General features: G+C 54.2%; 17 protein-coding genes. 13 read left to right on the top strand and 4 right to left on the bottom strand.

The annotated features are described in order from the left end of the window. Positions 1-78: 78 nt before the first annotated feature. The 3 genes from typA (at position 79) to C7120_RS00175 (ending at position 3,791) form a co-directional block, all read left to right on the top strand. A complete protein-coding gene (gene typA / locus C7120_RS00185) occupies positions 79-1,881 on the top strand; it encodes a translational GTPase TypA (protein WP_107619839.1) in 1,803 nt (600 codons plus the stop codon). Positions 1,882-1,907: 26 nt separating this feature from the next. Continuing rightward, positions 1,908-2,606 (top strand): porin family protein, encoded by a 699-nt coding sequence (locus tag C7120_RS00180; RefSeq protein ID WP_107619838.1) that lies wholly within the window; start codon positions 1,908-1,910, stop codon positions 2,604-2,606. A gap of 87 nt (positions 2,607-2,693) precedes the next feature. Then, entirely contained in the window at positions 2,694-3,791 is a 1,098-nt protein-coding gene (locus C7120_RS00175; RefSeq protein WP_107621320.1) for an ROK family protein, read from the top strand. A gap of 127 nt (positions 3,792-3,918) precedes the next feature. Here C7120_RS00175 and C7120_RS00170 read toward each other — a convergent pair whose 3' ends face one another. Both C7120_RS00170 and C7120_RS00165 read right to left on the bottom strand, forming a co-directional pair. Beyond that, the gene (locus tag C7120_RS00170; protein ID WP_107619837.1) at positions 3,919-4,398 is read right to left on the bottom strand and encodes an S-ribosylhomocysteine lyase; all 480 of its coding nucleotides are present in this window, start codon (positions 4,396-4,398) and stop codon (positions 3,919-3,921) included. 34 nt (positions 4,399-4,432) lie between these two features. After that, complete coding sequence (locus C7120_RS00165) at positions 4,433-5,119, bottom strand: 5'-methylthioadenosine/adenosylhomocysteine nucleosidase (protein ID WP_107619836.1); 687 nt, start codon at positions 5,117-5,119, stop codon at positions 4,433-4,435. 340 nt (positions 5,120-5,459) lie between these two features. Here C7120_RS00165 and C7120_RS00160 point away from each other — a divergent pair, with 340 nt between their 5' ends. From C7120_RS00160 to crcB, 8 genes are all read left to right on the top strand, one after another. Continuing rightward, complete coding sequence (locus tag C7120_RS00160; RefSeq protein ID WP_107619835.1) at positions 5,460-5,930, top strand: hypothetical protein; 471 nt, start codon at positions 5,460-5,462, stop codon at positions 5,928-5,930. A gap of 82 nt (positions 5,931-6,012) precedes the next feature. Continuing rightward, the gene (locus C7120_RS00155; protein WP_107619834.1) at positions 6,013-8,508 is read left to right on the top strand and encodes a YfhO family protein; all 2,496 of its coding nucleotides are present in this window, start codon (positions 6,013-6,015) and stop codon (positions 8,506-8,508) included. Further along, complete coding sequence (locus C7120_RS00150) at positions 8,505-11,345, top strand: bifunctional fucokinase/fucose-1-phosphate guanylyltransferase (RefSeq protein ID WP_107619833.1); 2,841 nt, start codon at positions 8,505-8,507, stop codon at positions 11,343-11,345. The genes C7120_RS00155 and C7120_RS00150 overlap by 4 nt, the downstream gene beginning before the upstream one ends. 5 nt (positions 11,346-11,350) lie before the next feature. Then, positions 11,351-11,788 (top strand): NUDIX hydrolase, encoded by a 438-nt coding sequence (locus C7120_RS00145; protein ID WP_107619832.1) that lies wholly within the window; start codon positions 11,351-11,353, stop codon positions 11,786-11,788. Next, a complete protein-coding gene (locus tag C7120_RS00140; RefSeq protein WP_107619831.1) occupies positions 11,767-12,591 on the top strand; it encodes a GSCFA domain-containing protein in 825 nt (274 codons plus the stop codon). Before C7120_RS00145 ends, C7120_RS00140 begins: the two co-directional genes overlap by 22 nt. An 18-nt stretch (positions 12,592-12,609) precedes the next feature. Then, complete coding sequence (locus tag C7120_RS00135) at positions 12,610-15,087, top strand: bifunctional UDP-N-acetylmuramoyl-tripeptide:D-alanyl-D-alanine ligase/alanine racemase (RefSeq protein ID WP_107619830.1); 2,478 nt, start codon at positions 12,610-12,612, stop codon at positions 15,085-15,087. Positions 15,088-15,169: 82 nt separating this feature from the next. Next, positions 15,170-16,642, top strand: coding sequence for an MFS transporter (locus C7120_RS00130; RefSeq protein ID WP_233246983.1), 1,473 nt, complete (start codon positions 15,170-15,172; stop codon positions 16,640-16,642). 15 nt (positions 16,643-16,657) lie between these two features. Continuing rightward, a complete protein-coding gene (gene crcB, locus C7120_RS00125) occupies positions 16,658-17,035 on the top strand; it encodes a fluoride efflux transporter CrcB (RefSeq protein WP_107619829.1) in 378 nt (125 codons plus the stop codon). Positions 17,036-17,234: 199 nt separating this feature from the next. On the opposite strand, the gene C7120_RS00120 is transcribed toward crcB, so the two are convergent. Both C7120_RS00120 and C7120_RS00115 read right to left on the bottom strand, forming a co-directional pair. Continuing rightward, positions 17,235-17,969 carry a hypothetical protein gene (locus C7120_RS00120; protein ID WP_107619828.1) on the bottom strand — a complete coding sequence of 245 codons (735 nt, stop codon included), beginning with the start codon at positions 17,967-17,969 and terminating at the stop codon, positions 17,235-17,237. A 229-nt stretch (positions 17,970-18,198) separates the two neighbouring features. Continuing rightward, positions 18,199-18,936 (bottom strand): nitroreductase family protein, encoded by a 738-nt coding sequence (locus tag C7120_RS00115; RefSeq protein ID WP_107619827.1) that lies wholly within the window; start codon positions 18,934-18,936, stop codon positions 18,199-18,201. 429 nt (positions 18,937-19,365) lie between these two features. Here C7120_RS00115 and C7120_RS00110 point away from each other — a divergent pair, with 429 nt between their 5' ends. Next, positions 19,366-21,951, top strand: coding sequence for an adenosylcobalamin-dependent ribonucleoside-diphosphate reductase (locus C7120_RS00110; RefSeq protein ID WP_107619826.1), 2,586 nt, complete (start codon positions 19,366-19,368; stop codon positions 21,949-21,951). Positions 21,952-22,014: 63 nt separating this feature from the next. Continuing rightward, positions 22,015-22,395 (top strand): dihydroneopterin aldolase, encoded by a 381-nt coding sequence (folB, locus tag C7120_RS00105; RefSeq protein WP_107619825.1) that lies wholly within the window; start codon positions 22,015-22,017, stop codon positions 22,393-22,395. The last annotated feature ends 78 nt before the right edge of the window (positions 22,396-22,473 follow it).

Genomic DNA, 22,473 nt, shown 5'->3' with positions numbered 1-22,473 from the left:
GGTACAACTTTTTGGCGAAACAGGCAAATATTTATCGCTTTTTTTGTAACTTTGCGCTCGAATTTATTAGCTATACAAATGCAAGATATCAGGAATATTGCAGTGATTGCACATGTCGACCATGGAAAAACCACGCTGGTCGACAAGATGATGCTCGCCGGAAAGCTCTTCCGTGAGGGTCAGGATAACAGTGGTGAGGTGCTCGACTCCAATGATCTCGAGCGTGAGAGAGGCATCACCATCCTCTCGAAGAATGTATCGATTACATGGAAAGGTGTCAAGATAAACATCCTCGACACGCCCGGACACTCGGATTTCGGGGGCGAGGTGGAGCGCGTGCTCAACATGGCCGACGGCTGTCTGCTCCTCGTGGACGCGTTCGAAGGACCCATGCCGCAGACCCGCTTCGTGCTTCAGAAGGCCCTTCAGCTGGGCCTGAAGCCGATAGTGGTGGTGAACAAAGTCGACAAGCCCAACTGCCGCCCGGAGCAAGTCTACGAGATGGTGTTCGACTTGATGTTCGACTTGAATGCCTCCGAGGACCAGCTGGACTTCCCCGTAGTCTACGGATCGGCCAAGAATGGCTGGATGGGGGAAGACTGGAAGACGCCCACCGGCAACATAGACTATCTGCTCGACAAGATTCTCGAGGCCATCCCTGCCCCCAGGCAGCTTGAGGGAACGCCGCAGATGTTGATCACCTCGCTTGACTATAGCAACTACACGGGCCGCATCGCGGTGGGTCGTGTGCATCGCGGCACATTGCGCGACGGCATGAACATCACCATCTGCCACCGCGACGGCTCCAAGGAAAAGACCAAGATCAAGGAGCTGCACACTTTCGAGGGCATCACCCACAAGCGCGCCGACCATGTGGATTCGGGCGATATCTGTGCCGTGATAGGCCTGGAGCGTTTCGAGATCGGCGACACCATTGCCGACCTCGAGAATCCGGAGGCATTGCCGCCCATTGCCGTCGACGAGCCTACGATGAGCATGCTCTTCACCATCAACGATTCTCCCTTCTTCGGAAAGGAGGGCAAATACTGCACCAGTCGCCAGATCGGCGACCGCCTGAGCAAGGAGTTGGAGAAGAACCTTGCCCTCCGCGTAACCCCGATGGAGGACTCTACCGACAAGTGGATCGTAAGTGGGCGCGGCGTGCTCCACCTCTCCGTGCTCGTGGAAACCATGCGTCGCGAGGGCTTCGAACTGCAGGTGGGGCAGCCGCAGGTAATCTATAAGGAGATAGACGGCGTGAAATGCGAGCCCATCGAGGACCTCGACATCAATGTGCCGACGGAATACAGTTCCAAAATGGTCGACATGGTTACCCGTCGCAAAGGTGAGTTGACAGGTATGGAGACAGAGGGCGACCGCGTGAACATAACCTTCGACATCCCTTCGCGCGGCATCATCGGCCTCCGCACCAATGTGCTTACGGCCAGTCAGGGCGAAGCCATCATGGCGCATCGCTACAAGGAGTACCAGCCCTACAAGGGAGATATCGTGCGAAGAGTAAACGGCTCCATGGTAGCTCTTGAGACCGGGACGGCCTATGCCTATTCCATTGACAAGCTTCAGGACCGTGGCAAGTTCTTCATCGACCCGGGCGAGGAGGTCTATTGCGGACAGGTGGTAGGCGAGCATGTCCATGATAACGACCTCGTCATCAATGTAACCAAGGCCAAGCAGCTTACCAATGTGCGTGCGTCGGGGTCCGACGACAAGGCCCGCATCATCCCCAAGACCGAGATGAGCCTGGAGGAATGCCTCGAATACATCAAGGCCGACGAGTATGTGGAGGTTACCCCGAAGAGCATGCGCATGCGTAAGATCATCCTCGACCATCTGGATCGCAAGCGCGCAAACAAGGAATAAGAGACACGATTATAAATAGGAGGATTATGAAAAAGATGTTTTTGGCGGCACTCTTCTTGTCGGCAGCCCTCGCGATGAATGCCCAGAGCCGCCCGGGCACATTCTCCCTGGCTCCGAAGGTGGGGGTGAGCATCGCCAAGATAACCAAACAGGACATTTACTATGGCGGCGGGCACTCCATGAAACCCAAGTTCCGAGCCGACTTCATGGCAGGACTTGAGGGGGAATATCAGTGCTCCAATGAGCTGAGCCTGACGCTGGGGGCCTATTATGCCGCCCTCGGATACAGGACCGGCAATACGGAGATACTGCAGAGCCAGACGGAGGAGCGGGCCGTCTATTCGGCTTATCAGGGCGCTTACACCCGTCTGGACTATGTGCTCGTGCCCGTGATGCTGAACATGTATGTGGTCAAGGACTTTGCCGTCAAGGCCGGTCTGCAGGCAGGCTTCCTCGTGAACGCGAAGAGCGAGGTGAAGGTCTCGGATGTAACCTATGAGAAATCGACCGGCGTAGGGGTGTATGGCGAACCGCTAACCCTGAAGAACAGTTCGATCGAGGGCTACCACCAGTTCGATCTCTCGATACCTTTCGGCCTGTCCTACGAATATATGAATGTGGTGCTCGATGCCCGTTACAACCTCGGCTTGCTGAAGGTGAGCACAACCAGCAGCGCGAAGAACAGCTTCTTCACTTTCTCCGTGGCCTATAAGTTCAATCTGTGAGCATTCTTTGCCATACTGGCAGGGTGGAGGGGAGCATGCCTCTTGCGACAAGAGAAACCGAAAATCAGAAACCAACAACTAACTATTATGGACTATAAGAACGATAAAAGAGTTATCCTTACGCTGGATGCCGGTGGCACGAACTTCGTGTTCTCCGCCATGCGGGGCGGTAGGGAAATCGTAGAGGCATATACGCTGCCTTCCATGGCGGCCAGCCTCGGCGACTGTCTGAACCAGCTCGTCAAGGGATTTGAGCACATCAAAGAGCAGGTGCCTGCCGCGCCGTCCGCCATCAGCTTTGCTTTCCCTGGCCCGGCCGACTATAAAAAGGGCATCATCGGCGACCTTCCCAACTTCCCCTCCTTCCGAGGCGGCATCGCCTTGGGTCCGTTTCTCGAGCGGAAATTCGGCGTGCCCGTGTTCATCAACAACGACGGAAGCCTCTTCGCCTATGGTGAGGCCATGGGCGGAGCACTGCCCGAAGTCAACCGTCTCCTTAGGCAGGCGGGCAGCCCGAAGCGGTTCAGCCATCTGCTGGGCATCACCCTCGGCACGGGCTTTGGCGCGGGCGTGGTCATCAACGGCGAGCTCCTTCTGGGCGACAATGGTATGGGCGGCGACATCTGGTGTTTCCGTAACAAGAAGTATCCTGAGTGTATCGCGGAGGAAAGCGTGGCCATCCGTGCCGTGAAGCGGGTCTATAAGGAGCTCTCGGGCGATGCCGCCGACCTCACGCCGAAGGACATCAGCGAGATCGCCGAGGGCAAGCGGCCGGGCGACATGGAGGCTGCCCGGCACAGTTTTGCCGAGCTGGGCGAGATGGCCGGCGATGCCATTGCCATGGCCGACACCATCGTAGACGGCCTTGTGGTTATCGGCGGCGGCATGGCTCATAGTTCCGACCTCATCTTCCCGTCGCTGGTCGACGAGATGAACAGCAAGCTCAAGATGATGAACGGAGAGCAAGTGGGACACACGCAGATGAAGGTATACAATCTGGAAGACCCCGCCCAGCTGGCCGAGTTTCTGAAGGGCGGCGCCGTGAAGGTGGCCGTTCCCGGCACTAACGAGCAGATAGACTACGATCCGTTGAAGCGTGTGGGCGTGCTCCGCACGAGGATCGGGGCCTCTTCGGCCATCTCTCTGGGGGCCTATATGTTTGCCCTCAACGAGTTGGATAAATAAGGCGACACGATTACACGCTGCTTGTAATATGATTACACACAGCGTGTAATGTCGTTACACACAGCTTGTAACACTTTGGAATGCGGCAGGAAGCAGAAATGCCTCTTGCCGCATTCTTTAGGGGAGGTTATTCCGGGTAAGCGAGGTTCTCGTCCGTGATAGGTCCAAGCACTTCTGTCAGATACTTGCGCGCTTCCCACCGCGCCATGGGCAGGTCGTGGAGCAGCCAGTTGCCGCAGTCTCTGGGCGCCGCTCCGGGTATCTCGCCCTCGAAGCCGGCCACATAGCTGAAGGTGCGCTTCATGAGCTCTACGATGTCGCGGCTCTGATAGTCGCCCCGCAGCAGGAGGTAGTTGCCGGTCAGGCAGCCCATCGGCCCCCAGTAGATGACGCGGTCTTTCCACTCCTCGTCGTTGCGCAGATAGGTGGCGGCAAGGTGCTCGATGGTGTGGATGGCTCCCGGATGCAGGGTCGGTTCGCGGTTAGGCTCTTTCATGCGGATGTCGAAGGTGGTAACCGTTTCGCCGCCCACGGCATCCTTGCGGGAAACATAGATGCCTCTCAGGAGTTTCTCGTGATTGATGGTAAAGCTGGGAATCTTGTTCATATCTGTAGTTTTTTGATTGTCCTGACACGACGGGTTAAAGTGCCTCGAGGAACTGTCGGGTTACGCGGAAGCTGCCCTCGGCCATCCTGTCCCAGAAGTCGAAGTACTGCGCGGCCTTGTGGTCTTTCAGCGGCACATCGCTGATGATGCGCAGCGAGACGAACGGCACGCCGTAGAGATGGCAGGTCTGGGCGATGGAGCAGCTCTCCATGTCGACGGCCATGGCCTCCGGGAAGTGGTCGAGAATCGAGCGCATCTTCTCTTTCGAGTCCACGAACCAGTCGCCCGAGACGGTCAGTCCGGCCACCACTTTTCCCTCTGTGTTGATGGCGAGTGCCTTCTCCACGAGGTCTCCTGGGGCGGTGAACCGTGGGGGGAGCCCCATCACCTGGCCGTATTCCACCTCGCTGCCGCAGTAGAAATCGTGGTAGGCACACTCTGTTGCCACCACCACATCCAGCGGATTGAGGCTGACGCTTGCGCCGCCGGCCACGCCCGTGGACAGCACGAGGTCGGGCCGATAGCCGTCTATCATCTCCACGGCTCCCACGGCGGCGTTCACCTTGCCGATGCCGCACTGTTGCAGAATCACCTCGTTGCCGCCTATGCGGCCCAGGGTGAAGTCCTTGTGGCGGCGGCGCTCGGTCGTGCTCTCCTCGAGGAGGCCGCTGAGCTGGCGGAATTCCTTGTCCATCGCCACGATAATCCCTATTCTCTTCATTTCCGATGTTTTGTGGGCAAAGTTACATCAAACTGCCGATTAAAACGAAAGATTCCTCTAAAACTTGTTCTTTTTCTCTCCTCGGCCTGTTCGTATGGCTGCTTTGCTCCTGCCTCGCTGCGAGTCGAGGCCGTTTTTCTGGTCGTGAAGCCAGATTTATGCGGCAAAGGGAATGATAGAGGGCTTGTGCTTGCTTTTTTATGCTTTTATATCTCCGTTTTCTTGTTTTTTACCTTTAAATGTCTTAACTTTGCCTGTGAAATAGCAGAAGAGATATCCATCTTGCTTTTCACAGGGCTTAAAACCATATCATTTTGGAATTGAAAACGGATGAGACAGTATGAAAAAGGGATTCTGGGTCATTGCATGTATCATGGCCTTAATGGCCTGCTCTAAAGGTGGGAGCCCCTCTGCCAACCCCTTGACAGGGAACAATGAGGAGGGAGATGGCAATAAGATTCTCTCTTTCTATCGGCAATATGGCAAGGCTTTCAGCATGAAGGACATGCGGCAGAGTTTTGCCAAATGCGATTCGCTGATGGCTGTCTATTGTTCCGCGGAACTGTGTAGGGACACCAAGGAAGACCGCCTGCACGGAGTTGCCTATGAGTTTGTTGCCTGCAATTACGGCATCGACGAGTTGTCATCGCGGACTTTGCAAGTGGAAACGGAAAAAGACGCCTACATCGTAACCTATGATTTCAATGACATGGACGACCGTATGCAGAGAAAAGTCAGGACTGTAGTCTTGAAAGTTGAAATGAGAAATCATAAAATACATAAAGTAACGGATCTGGCCCCGTCGCATTAGTGTTTGGAAGAGAGGCTTGCCGGGAGCGTCGAATCAGGCTTCTCGATGCGGGGGACACGATTAAAAGGAAAGTAATAATAAGATGAACACTTTGAAGAAATACTGGCTCGACCTTGCCGCCGTGGCCTTGTTTGCAGCCATTTCGTTTGTTTACTTCATGCCGGCCGACATCGACGGGCGCATCCTCTTCCGCCACGACTCCTCCGCCGGACGGGGAGCGGGGCAGGAGGCTGCTGAGTATTATCAGAAGACCGGTAAGGTTTCGCGCTGGACGAACGCCACTTTCAGCGGCATGCCGACCTATCAGACCTCGCCGTCTTACACGAGCACCAACGGCTTGCAGAAGGTGATGGACGCCTATCACCTGTGGCTTCCGGACAATGTCTGGTATGTATTCGCCTACCTGCTGGGCTTCTACATCCTGCTCCGGGCCTTCGACTTCCGCAAGGAACTCGCCATCCTGGGCTCCATCCTGTGGGCTTTCTCGTCGTATTTCTTCATCATCATCGCTGCGGGGCACATCTGGAAGGTGATGGCGCTGGCCTATCTGCCGCCGATGATAGCGGGCGTGGTGCTGGCCTATCGGGGCAAGTTCCTGTGGGGACTCATCCTCACGGCCGTGTTCTCGGCCTTTGAGGTGAAGGCCAACCATGTGCAGATGACCTACTACTACCTGTTCATCATCCTCTTCATGGTCGTGGCCTTCCTCGTGGAGGCCGTCAGGGAGAAGCAGCTCGCGCGGTTCGGCAAGGCCACGCTGGCCTGCATGGTGGGCGCGGCCATCGGCATCAGCATCAACCTGAGCAATCTTTATCACACCTGGGAGTATGGCAAGGAGAGCATGCGTGGCAAGAGCGAGCTCATGAAGAAGAACTCCGCCAACCAGACCAACAGCGGTCTCGATCGCGACTATATCACCCAATGGAGCTACGGTGTCGATGAAATCTGGACGCTCCTGATGCCTAACGCCAAGGGCGGGGCCAGCGTCCCGTTGACCGCTAACCCGACGGCGATGGAGAAGGCCGACCCCAATTTCTATCAGATCTACCAGCAACTGGGACAGTACTGGGGCACTCAGCCGGGCACCAGCGGACCGGTCTATGTGGGAGCCTTCGTGCTCATGCTCTTCATCCTGGGGCTTTTCATCGTGAAGGGCCCCATGAAATGGGCCTTGCTTTGCGCCACGGTGTTGTCGATTCTGCTGTCGTGGGGACGCAACTTCATGCCGTTCACCGACTTCTTCCTCGACTATGTGCCGCTCTATTCCAAGTTCCGCACGGTGGCATCCATACTGGTCATCGCGGAATTCACCATTCCCCTGCTCGCCATGATGGCGCTGAAACGAATCGTGGAGGAGCCTGAAATCCTGACGAAGAAAATCAAGTGGGTGTATGTGAGCTTTGCCCTTACAGGGGGCCTGGCCCTCCTCTTCGCCTTGGCTCCGGGCGTTTTCTTCTCCGACTTCGTGTCGCCGGCAGAGCTGGAGGCCCTGAAGCAGCTGCCCGCGGAATACTATAGCCCCGTGGTGAGCAATCTCACCGAGATGCGCAAGGCCGTCTTCACGGCCGACTGCTGGCGCTCGTTCTGGATCATCCTGATAGGAACATTCTGCCTCCTGCTCTTCAAGGCAAGGAAGCTGAAGGCCGAATGGATGGTCGGGGCGCTGGCCCTGCTCTGCCTGATCGACATGTGGCAGGTGAACAAACGCTATCTCAACGACGACATGTTCGTGGAGAAGAGTGTCCGAGACACGCCTCAGCAAATGACGCCGACCGACAAGCAGATACTTCAGGACAAGGCCCTTGACTATCGGGTGCTGAATCTCGCGACGAATACTTTCAACGAGAACGAGACCTCTTACTACCACAAGAGCATCGGGGGCTATCATGCGGCCAAGCTCCGGCGCTATCAGGAGATGATAGAGGCCTATATCAATCCGGAAATGTCGAAGCTGATGCCGGCCGTGGCGGAGGCCAACGGCGACATGACCAAGATTGACGGCGACTCGCTCTATCCGGTTCTGAATATGCTGAACACAAAGTATATCATCGTTCCTCTTCAGGCCGGGCAGACCGTTCCGATACAGAACCCCTACGCTTATGGCAACGCTTGGTTTGTAGACCGGATTTCCTATGTGAACAATGCCAATGAGGAAATAGACCGGATAGGGCAGATAGACCTCCGCCATGAAGCCGTTGCTGATGCCAAATTCAAGAAGCAGTTGGGTGAGGCGGTAGCGCAGGACGCGAAGTCCGTCGTAACCATTGAGGACTATAAGCCCAATCAGGTATCCTATCAGGTGGAGTCGGACAAAGGGGGCGTGCTCGTCTTTTCAGAGATTTATTATCCCGGATGGACGGCAACGGTGGACGGCGAAGCCGTGGAAGTGGGCCGTGTGGACTATATCCTGCGTGCCATTCACATCAACGCGGGTACATACAAGGTGGTGCTCAGTTTCTTCCCGAGGAGCGTGAGCACGACGGAGGCCATTGCCTATATTGCCTATGGCGTTCTGCTGCTTGTCATTTTGCTGGGTGTTTATTCTGAATATCGTAGGAAAAAGAAAGTCGTGAAATGAGAAAACTATTATCGCTGCCGCCGAATCTGGTAAGGCATTTTCATAAAATAACCGGCTATGACCGTGCCGAGTGGTTCTGCACGAACGACCCCATAGGCCGTAAGCTGGGCTCGGGAGGAGGCTCTGCGTGGTTGCTGAAAGCCGCTTTCGAGGCACAAGGAGGAGACCTCTCGTTCGAGGAATGGCTGTCTTCGGAAAAACGGCTGTTACTCCATGCCGGCGGACAGAGCCGTCGCTTGCCGGCCTATGCGCCGTCGGGCAAGATACTCACCCCGATTCCCGTTTTCCGCTGGGAGCGCGGTCAGCGTCTCTCGCAAGATCTGCTGTCGTTACAGATACCCCTTTACCAGAGGATCATGGACAATGCTCCGGAGCGTCTCCACACGCTCATCGTGAGTGGAGATGTCTACATTCGGGCCACGCAACCTTTTCAGCCGATACCGGAAGCCGATGTGGTCTGCTACGGGTTGTGGCTTGATGCCGAGATCGCGAAAGACCATGGGGTCTTTGTCTCGTCGCGTGCGACCCCCTCGGTATTGAAATGCATGCTCCAGAAACCTTCCGTCGAGACGCTGGCACAGGTGCGGCAAGACAATTATTATCTTACGGACATCGGCGTCTGGCTGCTCTCTGACAGGGCCGTCAAGGTGCTCATGAAGCATTCCATGAAGGAGGGCGAGGTGGTGAACTACGACCTGTATGGCGAGTTCGGATGTTGCCTGGGCACAAATCCAACCTTTGATGATCCGGAGGTGCGCGACCTGAAGGTGGCCGTCGTGCCCCTGTCGGGAGGAGAATTTTATCATTACGGTACCTCGCATGAAATCATTTCGTCGACTCTTGACATACAGAATCTTGTGAACGACCAGCGTGAAATCATGCATCATTCACGCAAACCGCATCCTTCTATCTTCCAGCAGAACTCCGAAGTGTGGATTAAGATTACCGAGGAAAACAAGAATCTGTGGATAGAAAACAGCTGTGTCAGCGAGCGTTGGACAATCGCACACGACCACATCATTACCGGAGTTCCGGAAAATGATTGGCAGATAGGATTGAGAGCGGGGCAGTGCGTAGACATAGTACCAGTTGGCGAGAGCCAGTTTGCGGTACGCCCTTACGGCTTCAACGATCAATTTCGTGGCAGTCTGACTGATCCCGCGACAACTTTCATAGGTCAGCCGTTTAAGGAGTGGGCGGAAGAGCGCAGGATAGATATGGCTACCATTGAGGAAGCAGACGACTTGCAGTCGGCGCGTATCTTCCCCGTCGTCGACAACAAGCATGACGCAGGTCTCGTATTGCGCTGGATGCTGAATGAATCTTACCAACAGGGGGGATTGTTCCTGTGGCAGCACTGTCGTAAGATAAGCGCCGATGAGATTTCCGCGGAGGCCAATCTATTGCGCCTCTCGGAGCAGAGGAAAGAGTTTCGAGGCAAGAATTGGCCGTTTTTGGCTAAGAACTATGCCCACAGCGTGTTCTATCAGGTAGACTTGGAGGATGCTGCCCGTGAGTTTGCCGTCCATCATGTGGCAGAGCCTTCGCCGCTTCCGGAGGGCGAGCAGCTGCTCACCCGCATTCACGACGCCATGTTTCGTTCGGAATTGGAGCGTCTGCGCGGTCAGGAGTATGCTTCGAACGAAGATAAAGCTTTTTCCCTTCTTCGTGAAGGGTTGACGGAAACGGCCTTGGCATCGAGGCAGAATCCACGGATGACCGTCCATCCTGACCAGATAGTCTGGGGGCGGAGTCCTGTGCGTATTGATATTGCCGGCGGCTGGACCGATACCCCGCCTTACTGCTTGATGGAAGGCGGAAATGTCATCAACTTTGCCATTGAGCTGAACGGGCAGCCTCCTTTGCAGGCCTATATACGCCCGAGCAAGGAATACCGCATCGTGCTCCGCAGTATCGACCTTGGTGCCTCGGAAGAGGTGAGGACCTATGAAGAGCTGTCCGACTTCAACCATGTGGGGAGTCCTTTCTCCATTCCCAAGGCCGCCTTGGTATTGGCAGGGTTCCAGCCCGGTTTTTCCGTGGAGAAGTTCAGCACGCTGGAGGAGCAACTTCGGGAGTTCGGTTGCGGGATAGAGGTTACCATGCTCTCGGCTATTCCTGCCGGTTCGGGGCTCGGCACAAGTAGTATTCTGGCCTCGACGGTGCTGGGTGCGCTGAATGATTTCTGCGGGTTGATGTGGGATAAGAACGAGATTGGGCGCAGGACGCTTGTTCTCGAGCAGCTTCTTACGACCGGCGGAGGCTGGCAGGATCAGTTCGGAGGAATCCTCCCGGGTGTGAAACTTCTTCAGAGCGACAAGGGATTCGACCAGAAACCGATAGCCCGTTGGCTGTCTTCGTCAATCTTTACGCAGCCGGAATACCGTGCGTGCCACCTGCTTTACTATACGGGCATTACCCGTACGGCAAAGAGCATTCTTTCGGAAATCGTCCGCCGCATGTTTCTCAATCAGCACGATGAGCTTGCGGTGTTGCGTGAGATGAAAGCGCACACGATGGATATGTATGAAACCATTCAGCGTGGCAACTTCAGCGAGATAGGCCGGTTGGTGCGGAAAACCTGGAACCAGAATCAGAGGCTCGACCGCGGCACTAACCCGGAGTCGGTGGCGGAAATCATCCGAAGGGTCGATGACCTTTGTGCAGGTTACAAGCTTCCCGGCGCGGGCGGTGGCGGCTATCTCTATATGATAGCCAAAGACCCGGAGGCAGCGGCTCGTATCATGCGGATACTTGGAGAGAATCGGTCGAATGATAACGCGCGTTTTGTGGAGATGTCGCTGAGCGAGACAGGACTGCAGGTTTCAAGAAGCTAAAGCATATGTATACTTATAAATATCCTCATCCTGCCGTTGCCGCCGACTGCGTGGTCTTTGCGCACGACGGGGGAGACATGAAGGTGCTTCTTGTAGAAAGAAAGAATGATCCCTGTAAGGGTGAGTGGGCTTTCCCGGGAGGTTTCATGAATATCGACGAGACCGCGGAGGAGGCCGCATGCCGCGAGTTGGAGGAAGAAACAGGGTTAAAGGTCGGGGAAGTCCGTCAGTTAGGAGCCTTTACGGCTGTTGATCGCGATCCTCGTGAGCGTGTCGTGTCCATTGCCTATTATGTAGAGCTTCCGGCCGCGGAGGCGGTGAGGGGTTCGGATGATGCCAGAAGAGCCCGATGGTTTTCGCTGGAGGACTTGCCAAAGTTGGCATTCGACCATGAAATGATATTACGAAAGGCTGTCGAAAGATGGAATTCAGAACGCAAGTAGAGATTCGCAAGGCTCCGTTTGAGATTCCTCCCTGTGAGGAAATGCTCTTTGTCGGCAGTTGTTTTGCCGACAATATGGGTCGCCGATTTCAAGAAGAGAGGTTCCGGGCCACGGTGAATCCCTATGGCGTAATGTATAACCCTGCCTCCGTCTTGCACACCGTTTCCCGCGCCTTGGAAGTGGGCAGGAAGCCTAATGTCGCAGTCTTCACCTTGGGCACCAACCATGTTTATGTGTTGAAGGAAACGGGTGAGATCGTAGACAATTGCCAGAAGCGTCCCTCGGCTTTGTTCAGCGAGCGCTTGCTCACCGTGGATGAGTGTGCCGTTTATCTTCTTCAGGCCGTTGAGGACTTGCGGAAAGCCAATCCGCAGGTGAAGATTATCTTTACGGTGAGTCCTATTCGCTATCGCAAATATGGATTCCATGAGAGCCTGCTGTCGAAGGCGACCCTCCTGTTGGCTGTTGACAGGGTGGTCAAAACCGCCGACAGGCCTGACTCGAGCCTCACCTATTTCCCCGCCTATGAAATCGTGAACGACGAGCTTCGCGACTATCGGTTCTACAAGGAGGATATGTTGCACCCCTCGGAGCAGGCAGTTGCCTACATCTGGGATAAGTTTTCGGAAGCCTATTTTGGAGCTGAGACCCTTGAATTCCTCAAGGAATGGAAGCCTCTGAAAGAAGCTTTGGCACATCGGCCGTTCCATCCCGACTCGGAAGAATACCGCCGATTTATGGATAAAACAATGTTAAGAGTTCAAGCTCTTTCGAAAAAATATCCTAACTTTGCATTGGAATAAGGAAACACCAATATACAAATGACATATACTATAGAAAAGGTAACAGCATTGATCGGTGCCCGTCGCTATGGCGATCAGAAAGCCAATGTCGGCTTCCTGCTTACCGACAGTCGTTCGCTTTGTTTCCCCGAAGAGACATTGTTCTTTGCGCTCAAGTCGGAGCGAAACGACGGCCATCACTATATTCCTGACCTCTATCGCCGCGGGGTGCATAACTTTGTTGTGGAAACTGTACCGGCGAACTATGAGAAAGACTATCCTACGGCCAACTTCCTGAAGGTGGAAAGTCCGCTCGAAGCCCTCCAGCGTCTTGCGGAACGCCATCGCGAGAAATTCGATATTCCCGTTGTCGGTATTACGGGGAGCAACGGAAAGACCATGGTGAAGGAATGGCTTTACCAGTTGCTGTCGCCCCAGATGGCGGTAACACGCAGCCCGCGGAGCTACAATTCGCAGATAGGCGTTCCGCTTTCCGTATGGCTTTTGAGTGAAAATACACAAGTAGGGCTCTTCGAGGCAGGCATCAGCGAGCCTACGGAAATGGCTCCGTTGCGTAACATCATTCAGCCCACGATCTCCGTGTTGACAGGTATCGGCGCGGCGCATCAGGAGAATTTCGAGTCATTGGAGGCCAAATGCCGCGAGAAGGCACAGCTCTTCCATGATGCCAAGACGCTCGTCTACAATGCTGACGACGACATGGTAGGAAGGGTGGTGAGAGAAAATGGCTATAAAGGGGACAGCCTTTGCTGGTCGATGAACGACAGGCGTGCCGCCATGTATGTAAAGTCGGTGGAGAAAAAGGAAACGACCACGACCATCACTTATAGCTATCAGGGTGGCGAGGAGAGGTGCTATTCGTTGCCGTTCATCGACAATGCCTCCGTCATCAACTCAATTATTTGTGCCGTGGTGGCCCTCCATCTTGGAGTAAGCGCCGAGGATTTGGATGAGCGGATGCAACATCTGGAGCCCGTGGCCATGCGCCTGGAGGTGAAACAAGGTCAGCATGGCTGTACGCTGATCAATGATTCTTATAACTCAGATATCAATTCCCTCGACATCGCTCTCGACTTCATGGCGCGCCGACCAGATCATAAGGGACGCCGCCGCACATTGATCCTGAGCGATATAGAGCAGAGCGGGGAGCCCCCGAAACAGCTTTATCGGGAGGTGTCTGCCCTCTGTGAGAAGCGTGGCGTGGAGAAGTTTATCGGTATCGGACCGCAAATTAGCGCGCAATCCGATGAGATACGCATCGGCGAGAAGTGTTTCTTCAAGAGCGTGGAGCAGTTCATTCACAGCGAGGTGTTCTCTTCCTTGCACGATGAAGTCATCCTGCTGAAGGGTGCCCGTCAGTTCGGATTCGACCAGTTGACTGAGCTCCTCGTGCAGAAAGTGCATGAGACGATTCTGGAGGTGAACCTATCGGCCTTGGTGAACAATCTCAACTGGTATCGTTCTTTCATGAAGCCAGAGACCAAACTGGTGTGTATGATCAAGGCGGATGCCTATGGCGCCGGCAGCGCGGAGGTTGCCAAGACCTTGCAGGACCATCGGGTGGACTATCTGGCGGTGGCCGTAGCCGACGAGGGGGTTACCCTCCGCAAGAACGGCATCACCTCCAACATCATGATTATGAATCCCGAGATGACAGCGTTCAAGACCATGTTCGACTACGACCTTGAGCCGGAGGTCTACTCCTTCCGTCTGCTCGAAGCCCTCATAAAGGTTGCTGAGAAAGAGGGAATCACGGGTTATCCCGTCCATATCAAGCTTGACACGGGCATGCACCGCCTTGGCTTCAACCCCGAGGAGGACATGGAGCGGCTCATCGGGCGGCTGAAGCTCCAGAATGCCATCATCCCAAGGTCGGTGTTCTCTCATTTTGTGGGCTCTGACAGCGACGGCTTCGATGACTTCAGCGCACGGCAGTTCGCGCTCTTTGACGCGGGAAGCAAGCGGCTTCAGGCCGCCTTCGACCACAAGATACTGCGCCATATCGACAATTCCGCGGGCATCGAGCATTTCCCCGACCGCCAGTTGGACATGTGCAGGCTGGGGCTGGGCCTCTACGGCATCAATCCCCGCGGCAACGAGATCATCAATAATGTCTCTACCCTGAAGACCACCATCCTCCAGTTGCGTCCTGTGAAGGCGGGGGAGACGGTAGGATACAGCCGCAAGGGCACCATCGACCGCGACTCAGTGATAGCTGCCATCCCGATAGGATATGCCGACGGCTTGAACCGCCACCTTGGAAACCGCCGCTGCTATTGTCTGGTAAACGGGCAGAAGGCCGAGTATGTGGGAAATATCTGCATGGATGTCTGTATGATTGATGTAACGGATATCCCCTGCAAAGAGGGCGACAGCGTGGAAATCTTCGGCGACCGCCTGCCCGTAACGGTGCTTTCGGATGTGCTCGACACCATCCCCTACGAGGTTCTCACCGGCATATCCAACCGTGTGAAGCGCGTATATTTCCAAGATTAAACCTGCCTTCGCGGGCCTTTCCTGAAAAGGAAAAGCCGCGGACAGGTTCCGTCATGATGAAAACAATAACTTAAAACATACCATGAAGATGAATAATGACACGCCAAACATCGTGCAGGGCACGCGCCCGAGGATGACAAACTTCCGCTGGATAATCTGCGCGATGCTCTTTTTTGCTACCACCGTGAACTATCTGGACCGGCAAGTCCTGTCGCTGACATGGAAGGACTTTATCGCTCCCGAATTCCATTGGACGAATACCGACTATGGGAACATAGCCGCGGCATTCGCCGTGATGTATGCGATAGCCAACTTCTTCAGCGGCAGAATCATCGACTTTCTGGGCACGAAGCGGGGCTATCTGTGGGCCATCGGCGTCTGGTCGGCGGGTGCCTGTCTGCATGCCGCGTGCGGATGGGCCACGGAGCAGGTCGTGGGAGTGGCGGATGCCGCCCAGCTGGTGGGAGCCGCGGGCGATCTGGCGGCGGCGATCTCGATGGTGAGTGTCTATTTCTTCCTTGTCGCCCGGGTGATATTGGCAGCCGGAGAGTCGGGCAACTTCCCTGCGGCCGTCAAGGTTACGGCAGAGTATTTCCCGAAGAAAGACCGGGCTTTCGCCACCTCCATCTTCAATGCCGGTGCCACGGTGGGAGCCTTGATAGCCCCGCTGAGCATCCCCACCCTGGCCCGCTATTTCAGGAATATCGGCGTGGGTAACGGCTGGGAGATGGCCTTTGTGCTGATCGGCGCGCTCGGCTTTGTCTGGATGGGCTTCTGGATCTTCGTCTATCAGCCGCTGAAAGCTAACAGGCATGTCAACGCCGCGGAACGGGAATACATCCTTCAGGACGCAAAGGTGGAGGGCGACGCCCAGAATCAGGAGCATAGGATGTCGATAGGGCACTGCCTGAAGTTGCGGCAGACCTGGGCTATCCTGGCAGGGAAGTTCCTCACTGACGGGGTGTGGTGGTTCTTTCTTTTCTGGACGCCGGCCTACATCAGCGATGTCTACGGACACGCTTCCGACACCCCGATGGCGCAGATGCTCATCTTCGTGCTCTATGCCATCACCATGCTTTCTCTTTACGGGGGCAAGCTGCCGACGATTCTCATCGATCGCACGGGCAAGGATCCCTATACCTGCCGCATGCGCGCCATGCTCATCTTCGCGCTCTTCCCTTTGCTCGGATTGATGGCACAGCCTCTCGGGCGCTATAGCTGCTGGATAACGATTATACTCATCGGCATCATCGGGGCGGCCCACCAGAGCTGGAGTGCCAACTTGTTCTCCGTGGGGAGCGACCTCTTCCCGAAGAGTGCGGTGGCCACCATCACGGGCATCAACGGAATGGCGGGCGGTCTGAGCTCGTTCCTGATCAACTTCCTGAGCGGTCGCCTCATCGACCATTGCGACATGGCGCGGTCCGTATTCCTGGGCTTTGAGGGTAAGGAGGCAGCCTATATGATTCTGTTCTGCTATTGCTCGGTGGCCTATCTGGCCGGGTGGCTCGTCATGAAGGGGCTCGTTCCGAAATACGCGCCCGTCAAGTGCTGATATATCATAAGGTATATGATAAAAGACTTCCTATTGGTCGGCATGGGCAGCTTCGTCGGAGGCGGCGTGCGTTTGCTCGTTTCGAGGTGGGTGCAGTCGCTGGCGGTGATGGCGTTCCCGTGGGGCACCTTCGCCGTCAACATCCTCGGCTGTCTGCTCATAGGGCTGCTCTCCGGGCTTCCGTCGGCAGGCCATCTGATGAGCGCCAACACGCGGCTCGTCCTTACCACGGGATTCTGCGGCGGATTCACCACCTTTTCTACTTTCATGAACGAGAATTCCGCCCTGCTAAAAGATGGAAACCATCTGTATCTCATGCTCTATGTCTCCGCGAGCCTTGCCGCCGGGTTCCTCGCCCTGCTGCTGGGAAGCCAACTGGCGAAACTGTTCTGAGCGGACGGAGAGAACGGACTGAAAAACAGGCTGTTGCCACCCTGAAAGTAAAAGGCCGTTAAAAGCCTTCCTTTTAACGGCTAAAAGCCTGCCTTCTAACGGCTAAAAGGCGACCTTTTAGCCGCCTTTTACTTTACGGGGAAATATCATCGGAAGAAACCCTTGTCAATCGGGTGGCAACAGATGTCGGCCGATGGCGCTATCTTCCCACATGAACGCTTAAGATATAGTTGATTGCGGCTACTTTACGACTTATAGGATATGCCTTGGAATTGTATTCCTTTATAAAACTATAAAGCCTGTCTGACTGGATTTCCATGTCTTTCCCGTCATGCTCACATTTGTAAAAATCGCCTGAGGCACCTTCTATATGGTAATACAATTTGAATATATGCGTGTTCTCATCACCGAATAGAGTCTTGGAGACGAGCCTGAAAGTATAGGTTTCGTCCTGCTCTTTACCTCTGCTTCCGTATGAACTGGAATAGTTCATGTCCCCAAACTGGATGGACAGGAACGACCCTCTTTTCTCTAAGATGGTCTTTATTTCCGGTACGACATCCAAGTCTTCTTTGAAAGGCGAATTCTTCTGCCACGAGGAGCCATTGATAAAAGTCATTGAGGAAGGAAGCCATAGATGTGATTCTGAATGGTTTTCAGTCTGGCTGCCTTCAGGTCCGGTCGTTGTTCCGTCGCTCTCTCGCGTGAGAGAAGCCGCAAGAATGTCTCCTGAAATGCGGAAGACCTTACTGTTAACACCTTTTACCAGTTGTAGGGAATCTATTATATTGGTGCCGCTTGGACTGTAGAAGGCTATTTGAAAGTGATCACCGAAAATCGCACTTCCATCGTTTCCTTTTTCATTATCACTATCACATGCATTAAAGAGAACGACACATGCTATGATTGACAGAATTTTTATGAAGGATTTCATGTTCCTGTAGTTTTATGGGTTAATGTTTATCTTTGCTGAAAACAGCGTCTTCCAAATTATTGTTTTAATGGTTAATTATACATCCGCAAATATATATAATATACCAATATAAAACAAACATTTTGGGGGATTTTTGCTGATTTTAATTACGAAAACTCACAAAAGGTGCGCAAAAAAGGTTGCGTCTTGGATGATATGGGCATGCCTTGTCGTCTTGGAATTCGCTTTTTTACAGGAATCCTTGCTGCCGGAGGGCTTCCAGCAGCCCCTCGCTCATGGCCTCGTTGTCTTTTCTCGTGTAGCGGATATCCGTGAAAACCTGTGCCAGGGTCTCCTTGCGGTTGATTTCCACGAAGTGCTTGTTTTCCGGCAGAGCTTCCTTCGGTTGATAGAATCGGTCGATTCTGTCGGGCGTGTAGTCCTCGTAGGTTTCCTCATGGACGATGGCCTCCAAGGGAAGCCGGTCGCTCAGTTCGGGCAACTCATCGGGCCAGCCGAGCGTGATGGTCGCGACGGGAAACACAAGTTTCGGCAGACGCAGCACGCGGATAATCTCCTTGGGCATATAGACGGTGGTTCCCAGAAAACACAATCCCAGCCCTTCTTCCTCGGCGAGGTTGCAGAAAGTCTGACAATATAATAAGGTGTCGGTGGCCGCGTTCAGGAAACTGAGGATGTTGCCGTAGCCCGGGGTGGCCTTTCGGTTCTCCGCCCAGAGCGATGTGCGCCGGAAATCCGCGCAGAAAGTGAGTACCACGGGTGCTTCGCCGACCATCGGCTGGTGGAAATGAGCTGGTGCCAGTTCGGCTTTCTTGCCGGCATCGCGCGTGATGACGACGGAGTATAATTGCAGGTTTCCCATGGTCTGGGTGCGCTCCGAATCCCTCAAGAGCGTCTTTAGCAATGGGTCCCCAACCTCTCGGGATGAGTATTTTCGGATGCTTCTACGCATGTTTATAGTTTTCATAATCGTAAATTTTCTTTGTTGCAAATATACTTTAAGTTTTCCAAAACGGAAAACTTTGCAGTAAGTTTTTAGTAAAAAAGTTCCCAAAATAGTCTTTTTTCTCGGAAATATATTGTAGTTTTGTAACGAGTAGGAAGATAACGGATAATCTCCGAATCCTTCTCCGTGGACAAGATGATGATTGGTTTCGCTTGGAGAAATCATTCGTGTGGATCCTCGGTGCGCAGGATGGACTGATGAGTGCTAATGTTAATAATAATAAAACAATAATGGTTGATGAGTGAAGTCTGAAGGTCGGCGGGAGTCCTTTCGGCATTATCGCCCGGCCTGACAGTTTTTTTCCACGGTTGCCGACATCTTCGGGACTTTTCGGTAATTCTTTCCCATTTAAGGATTCTGCGGACTTTCACCCATTGCTAACGAACTACGATGGAAAATTTAACGACCTATTCTTTCGAGGAAGCCTATGAGACCTCTTTGAAGTATTTTGATGGCGATGAGCTGGCAGCCGGAGTCTGGGTGAACAAGTATGCCATGAAAGACGGTTTCGGCAATATTTATGAGAAGTCGCCGGAGAATATGCATTGGCGTATCGCGAACGAGATTGCCCGCGTCGAGCGGAAGTATGAGAATCCGCTGAGTGCCCAGGAAGTCTTCGACCTTATCGACCATTTCCGCTATGTCATACCTGCCGGAAGCCTGATGACCGGCATCGGCAATAAGTTTCAGGTCGCTTCGCTGGGCAATTGCTTTGTGATAGGTTTTGACGGGAACGCTGATTCCTACGGTGCCATCATGAAGACCGACGAGGAGCAGGTGCAGCTGATGAAGCGGCGCGGCGGCGTGGGCCACGACCTGACCCACATTCGGCCTGCCGGAAGCCCGGTGAGCAACTCGGCGCTTGCTTCCACAGGCCTGGTTGCCTTTATGGAGCGCTACAGCAATTCCAATCGCGAGGTGGCCCAGGACGGATGTCGTGGAGCCCTGATGCTTTCTGTCAGCGTCAAGCATCCTGACTGCGAGGCGTTCATCGACGCGAAGATGACCGAGGGAAAGGTTACGGGAGCCAATGTGAGCGTGAAGATTGACGACGAGTTTATGGAGTCTGCCATCGAAGGAAAGCCTTACACCCAGCAGTTCCCCGTTGACGCGAAGAATCCCAAGGTGCGGCAGGAAATCTCGGCCAAGAACCTTTGGGAGAAGATTGTCCACAATGTCTGGAAAAGCGCCGAGCCGGGCGTGCTCTTCTGGGATACCATCATCCGGGAGAGCATACCCGACTGCTATGCCGACCAGGGCTTCCGCACCGTCGGTATGAACCCCTGCGGCGAGATACCCCTTTGTCCTTACGACAGTTGCCGGTTGATAAGCCTGAATCTGTATAGCTATGTCGTAAACCCGTTCACCAAGGACGCCTACTTCGACTTCGACAAGTTCAGGAAGCATGTCCAGCTTGCCCAGAGAATCATGGATGACATCGTGGATCTGGAGATGGAGAAGATAGAACTTATCATGGAGAAAATAAAGGTCGATCCGCAGGATGAGGAAGTGAAGCAAACCGAGTATCATCTGTGGGAGAAAATCAAGGACAAGAGCGGAAAGGGACGCCGCACGGGTGTGGGTATCACGGCCGAGGGCGACATGATAGCGGCCATGGGTCTGCGCTATGGGACGCAGGAGGCAACCGACTTCTCCGTATCCGTTCACAGGGAACTGGCCTTGAATGCTTACCGCTCTTCGGTAACAATGGCTCAGGAGCGGGGCGCCTTTGCCATCTACGACGCTGGTCGCGAGGCCAAGAATCCGTTCATCCTGCGCATCAAGGAGGCAGATCCCGAATTGTATGCCGACATGGTGAAGTATGGCCGCAGGAATATAGCTTGCCTGACGATAGCCCCCATGGGCACCACCTCCCTCATGACCCAGACCACCTCGGGCATAGAGCCGGTGTTCATGCCGGTCTATAAGCGTCGCCGCAAGGTAAACCCGAACGATACCGATGTGCATGTGGACTATGTCGACGAGGTGGGCGACAGCTTCGAGGAATATATCGTTTACCATCGGAAATTCTTGGAGTGGATGAAGATAAACGGTTATGACGCCACGAAACAATATACCCAGGAGGAGATTGACGAGCTTGTGGGCAAGTCTCCCTATTACAAGGCTACGGCCAATGATGTAGACTGGCTGATGAAAGTGCGCATGCAGGGAGCCATCCAAAAGTGGGTGGACCACAGCATTTCCGTAACCATAAACCTGCCGAACGATGTCGATGAGGCGCAGGTCAACAAGCTTTATGTCGAAGCGTGGAGGAGCGGCTGCAAGGGATGCACCATCTACCGCGACGGCAGTCGGTCGGGCGTGATGATCCCCATGTCAAAGAAAGAAAAGAAGACTGCCGAAAAGGAACAGCTGAAGGACAGCAACATGGAGACAAAGTTCAATTCTCCGCGTGAGGCTCCGGTCGTTACCGAGACCCGTCCCAAGGAATTAGAGTGCGATGTAGTCCGTTTCCAGAACAACAAGGAGAAGTGGGTGGCCTTCGTGGGATTACTTGACGGTTATCCTTACGAAATCTTCACGGGGCTTCAGGACGACGACGAGGGCATCGTATTGCCGAAAACCGTTGTAAAAGGCAAGATTATCAAGCAGACCAATGAGGACGGCTCTCATCGCTACGACTTCCAATTCGAGAACAAGCGGGGTTATAAGACCACCGTCGAAGGGCTTTCCGAAAAGTTTAATCCGGAGTATTGGAACTATGCCAAACTCATCTCCGGAGTGCTCCGCTACCGCATGCCCATCGCTCATGTGATCAAGCTCGTGGGCTCGTTGCAGCTGAAGGACCAGAGCATCAACACTTGGAAGAACGGCGTGGAGCGCGCCCTGAAGAAATATGTGGCCGACGGCACCCAGGCCAAGGGGCAGAACTGCCCTGTCTGCGGGCATGAGTCGCTCGTCTATCAGGAGGGCTGCCTGATCTGCACAAACTGCGGGGCGAGTCGTTGTGGATAGTCTCGCGTGATTCCTCCAGGGATAAGCGAGACGGCCGCCGGCTTCTAAAATCAATAAGGATATATGGAAATACAATCAACTTACATATATTTGCGCAACCTGCGGTTTCATGCCTTGCACGGCGTGTTACCGCAGGAACGCGTTACGGGAAACGACTACGAGCTTACCCTTCGCATCGGCTATCCGATGGAGGGGGCAATGCTCTCCGATGCGGTGGCAGAAACCCTTAACTATGCCGAGGTTTATCAGCTCGTGAAAGAAGAAATGCGGCTCCCGTGCAATCTCATGGAACGCGTGGCCCGCCGCATCTCCGACCGACTGCTCCGCCAGTTTCCAGAGATACGCTCCATAGACCTCTGGCTTACCAAGAAAAATCCCCCGATGGGGGCGGATTGTGAAGGAACCGGGGTGGAAGTACACTTAATAAATGATAAAACGAAGTAGCCGTTCTCGGTTTTCTCGCCGTAAATAGTTACCTTTGCACGCAGATAAAGCAATAAATTCACGAAACGGGATGGACAG

It is taken from the genome of Prevotella sp. oral taxon 376 (genome assembly GCF_003043945.1).
Classification (GTDB): Bacteria; Bacteroidota; Bacteroidia; order Bacteroidales; family Bacteroidaceae; genus Prevotella.
This window is presented reverse-complemented; position numbering and strand designations above follow the sequence as displayed.

Excerpts from the sequence above, each read along its gene's own strand:
- typA (WP_107619839.1), top strand. The coding sequence starts at position 79 with ATGCAAGATATCAGGAATATTGCAGTGATTGCACATGTCGACCATGGA.
- C7120_RS00180 (WP_107619838.1), top strand. The coding sequence starts at position 1,908 with ATGAAAAAGATGTTTTTGGCGGCACTCTTCTTGTCGGCAGCCCTCGCG.
- C7120_RS00175 (WP_107621320.1), top strand. The coding sequence starts at position 2,694 with ATGGACTATAAGAACGATAAAAGAGTTATCCTTACGCTGGATGCCGGT.
- C7120_RS00170 (WP_107619837.1), bottom strand. The coding sequence starts at position 4,398 with ATGAACAAGATTCCCAGCTTTACCATCAATCACGAGAAACTCCTGAGA.
- C7120_RS00165 (WP_107619836.1), bottom strand. The coding sequence starts at position 5,119 with ATGAAGAGAATAGGGATTATCGTGGCGATGGACAAGGAATTCCGCCAG.
- C7120_RS00160 (WP_107619835.1), top strand. The coding sequence starts at position 5,460 with ATGAAAAAGGGATTCTGGGTCATTGCATGTATCATGGCCTTAATGGCC.
- C7120_RS00155 (WP_107619834.1), top strand. The coding sequence starts at position 6,013 with ATGAACACTTTGAAGAAATACTGGCTCGACCTTGCCGCCGTGGCCTTG.
- C7120_RS00150 (WP_107619833.1), top strand. The coding sequence starts at position 8,505 with ATGAGAAAACTATTATCGCTGCCGCCGAATCTGGTAAGGCATTTTCAT.
- C7120_RS00145 (WP_107619832.1), top strand. The coding sequence starts at position 11,351 with ATGTATACTTATAAATATCCTCATCCTGCCGTTGCCGCCGACTGCGTG.
- C7120_RS00140 (WP_107619831.1), top strand. The coding sequence starts at position 11,767 with ATGGAATTCAGAACGCAAGTAGAGATTCGCAAGGCTCCGTTTGAGATT.
- C7120_RS00135 (WP_107619830.1), top strand. The coding sequence starts at position 12,610 with ATGACATATACTATAGAAAAGGTAACAGCATTGATCGGTGCCCGTCGC.
- C7120_RS00130 (WP_233246983.1), top strand. The coding sequence starts at position 15,170 with ATGAAGATGAATAATGACACGCCAAACATCGTGCAGGGCACGCGCCCG.
- crcB (WP_107619829.1), top strand. The coding sequence starts at position 16,658 with ATGATAAAAGACTTCCTATTGGTCGGCATGGGCAGCTTCGTCGGAGGC.
- C7120_RS00120 (WP_107619828.1), bottom strand. The coding sequence starts at position 17,969 with ATGAAATCCTTCATAAAAATTCTGTCAATCATAGCATGTGTCGTTCTC.
- C7120_RS00115 (WP_107619827.1), bottom strand. The coding sequence starts at position 18,936 with ATGAAAACTATAAACATGCGTAGAAGCATCCGAAAATACTCATCCCGA.
- C7120_RS00110 (WP_107619826.1), top strand. The coding sequence starts at position 19,366 with ATGGAAAATTTAACGACCTATTCTTTCGAGGAAGCCTATGAGACCTCT.
- folB (WP_107619825.1), top strand. The coding sequence starts at position 22,015 with ATGGAAATACAATCAACTTACATATATTTGCGCAACCTGCGGTTTCAT.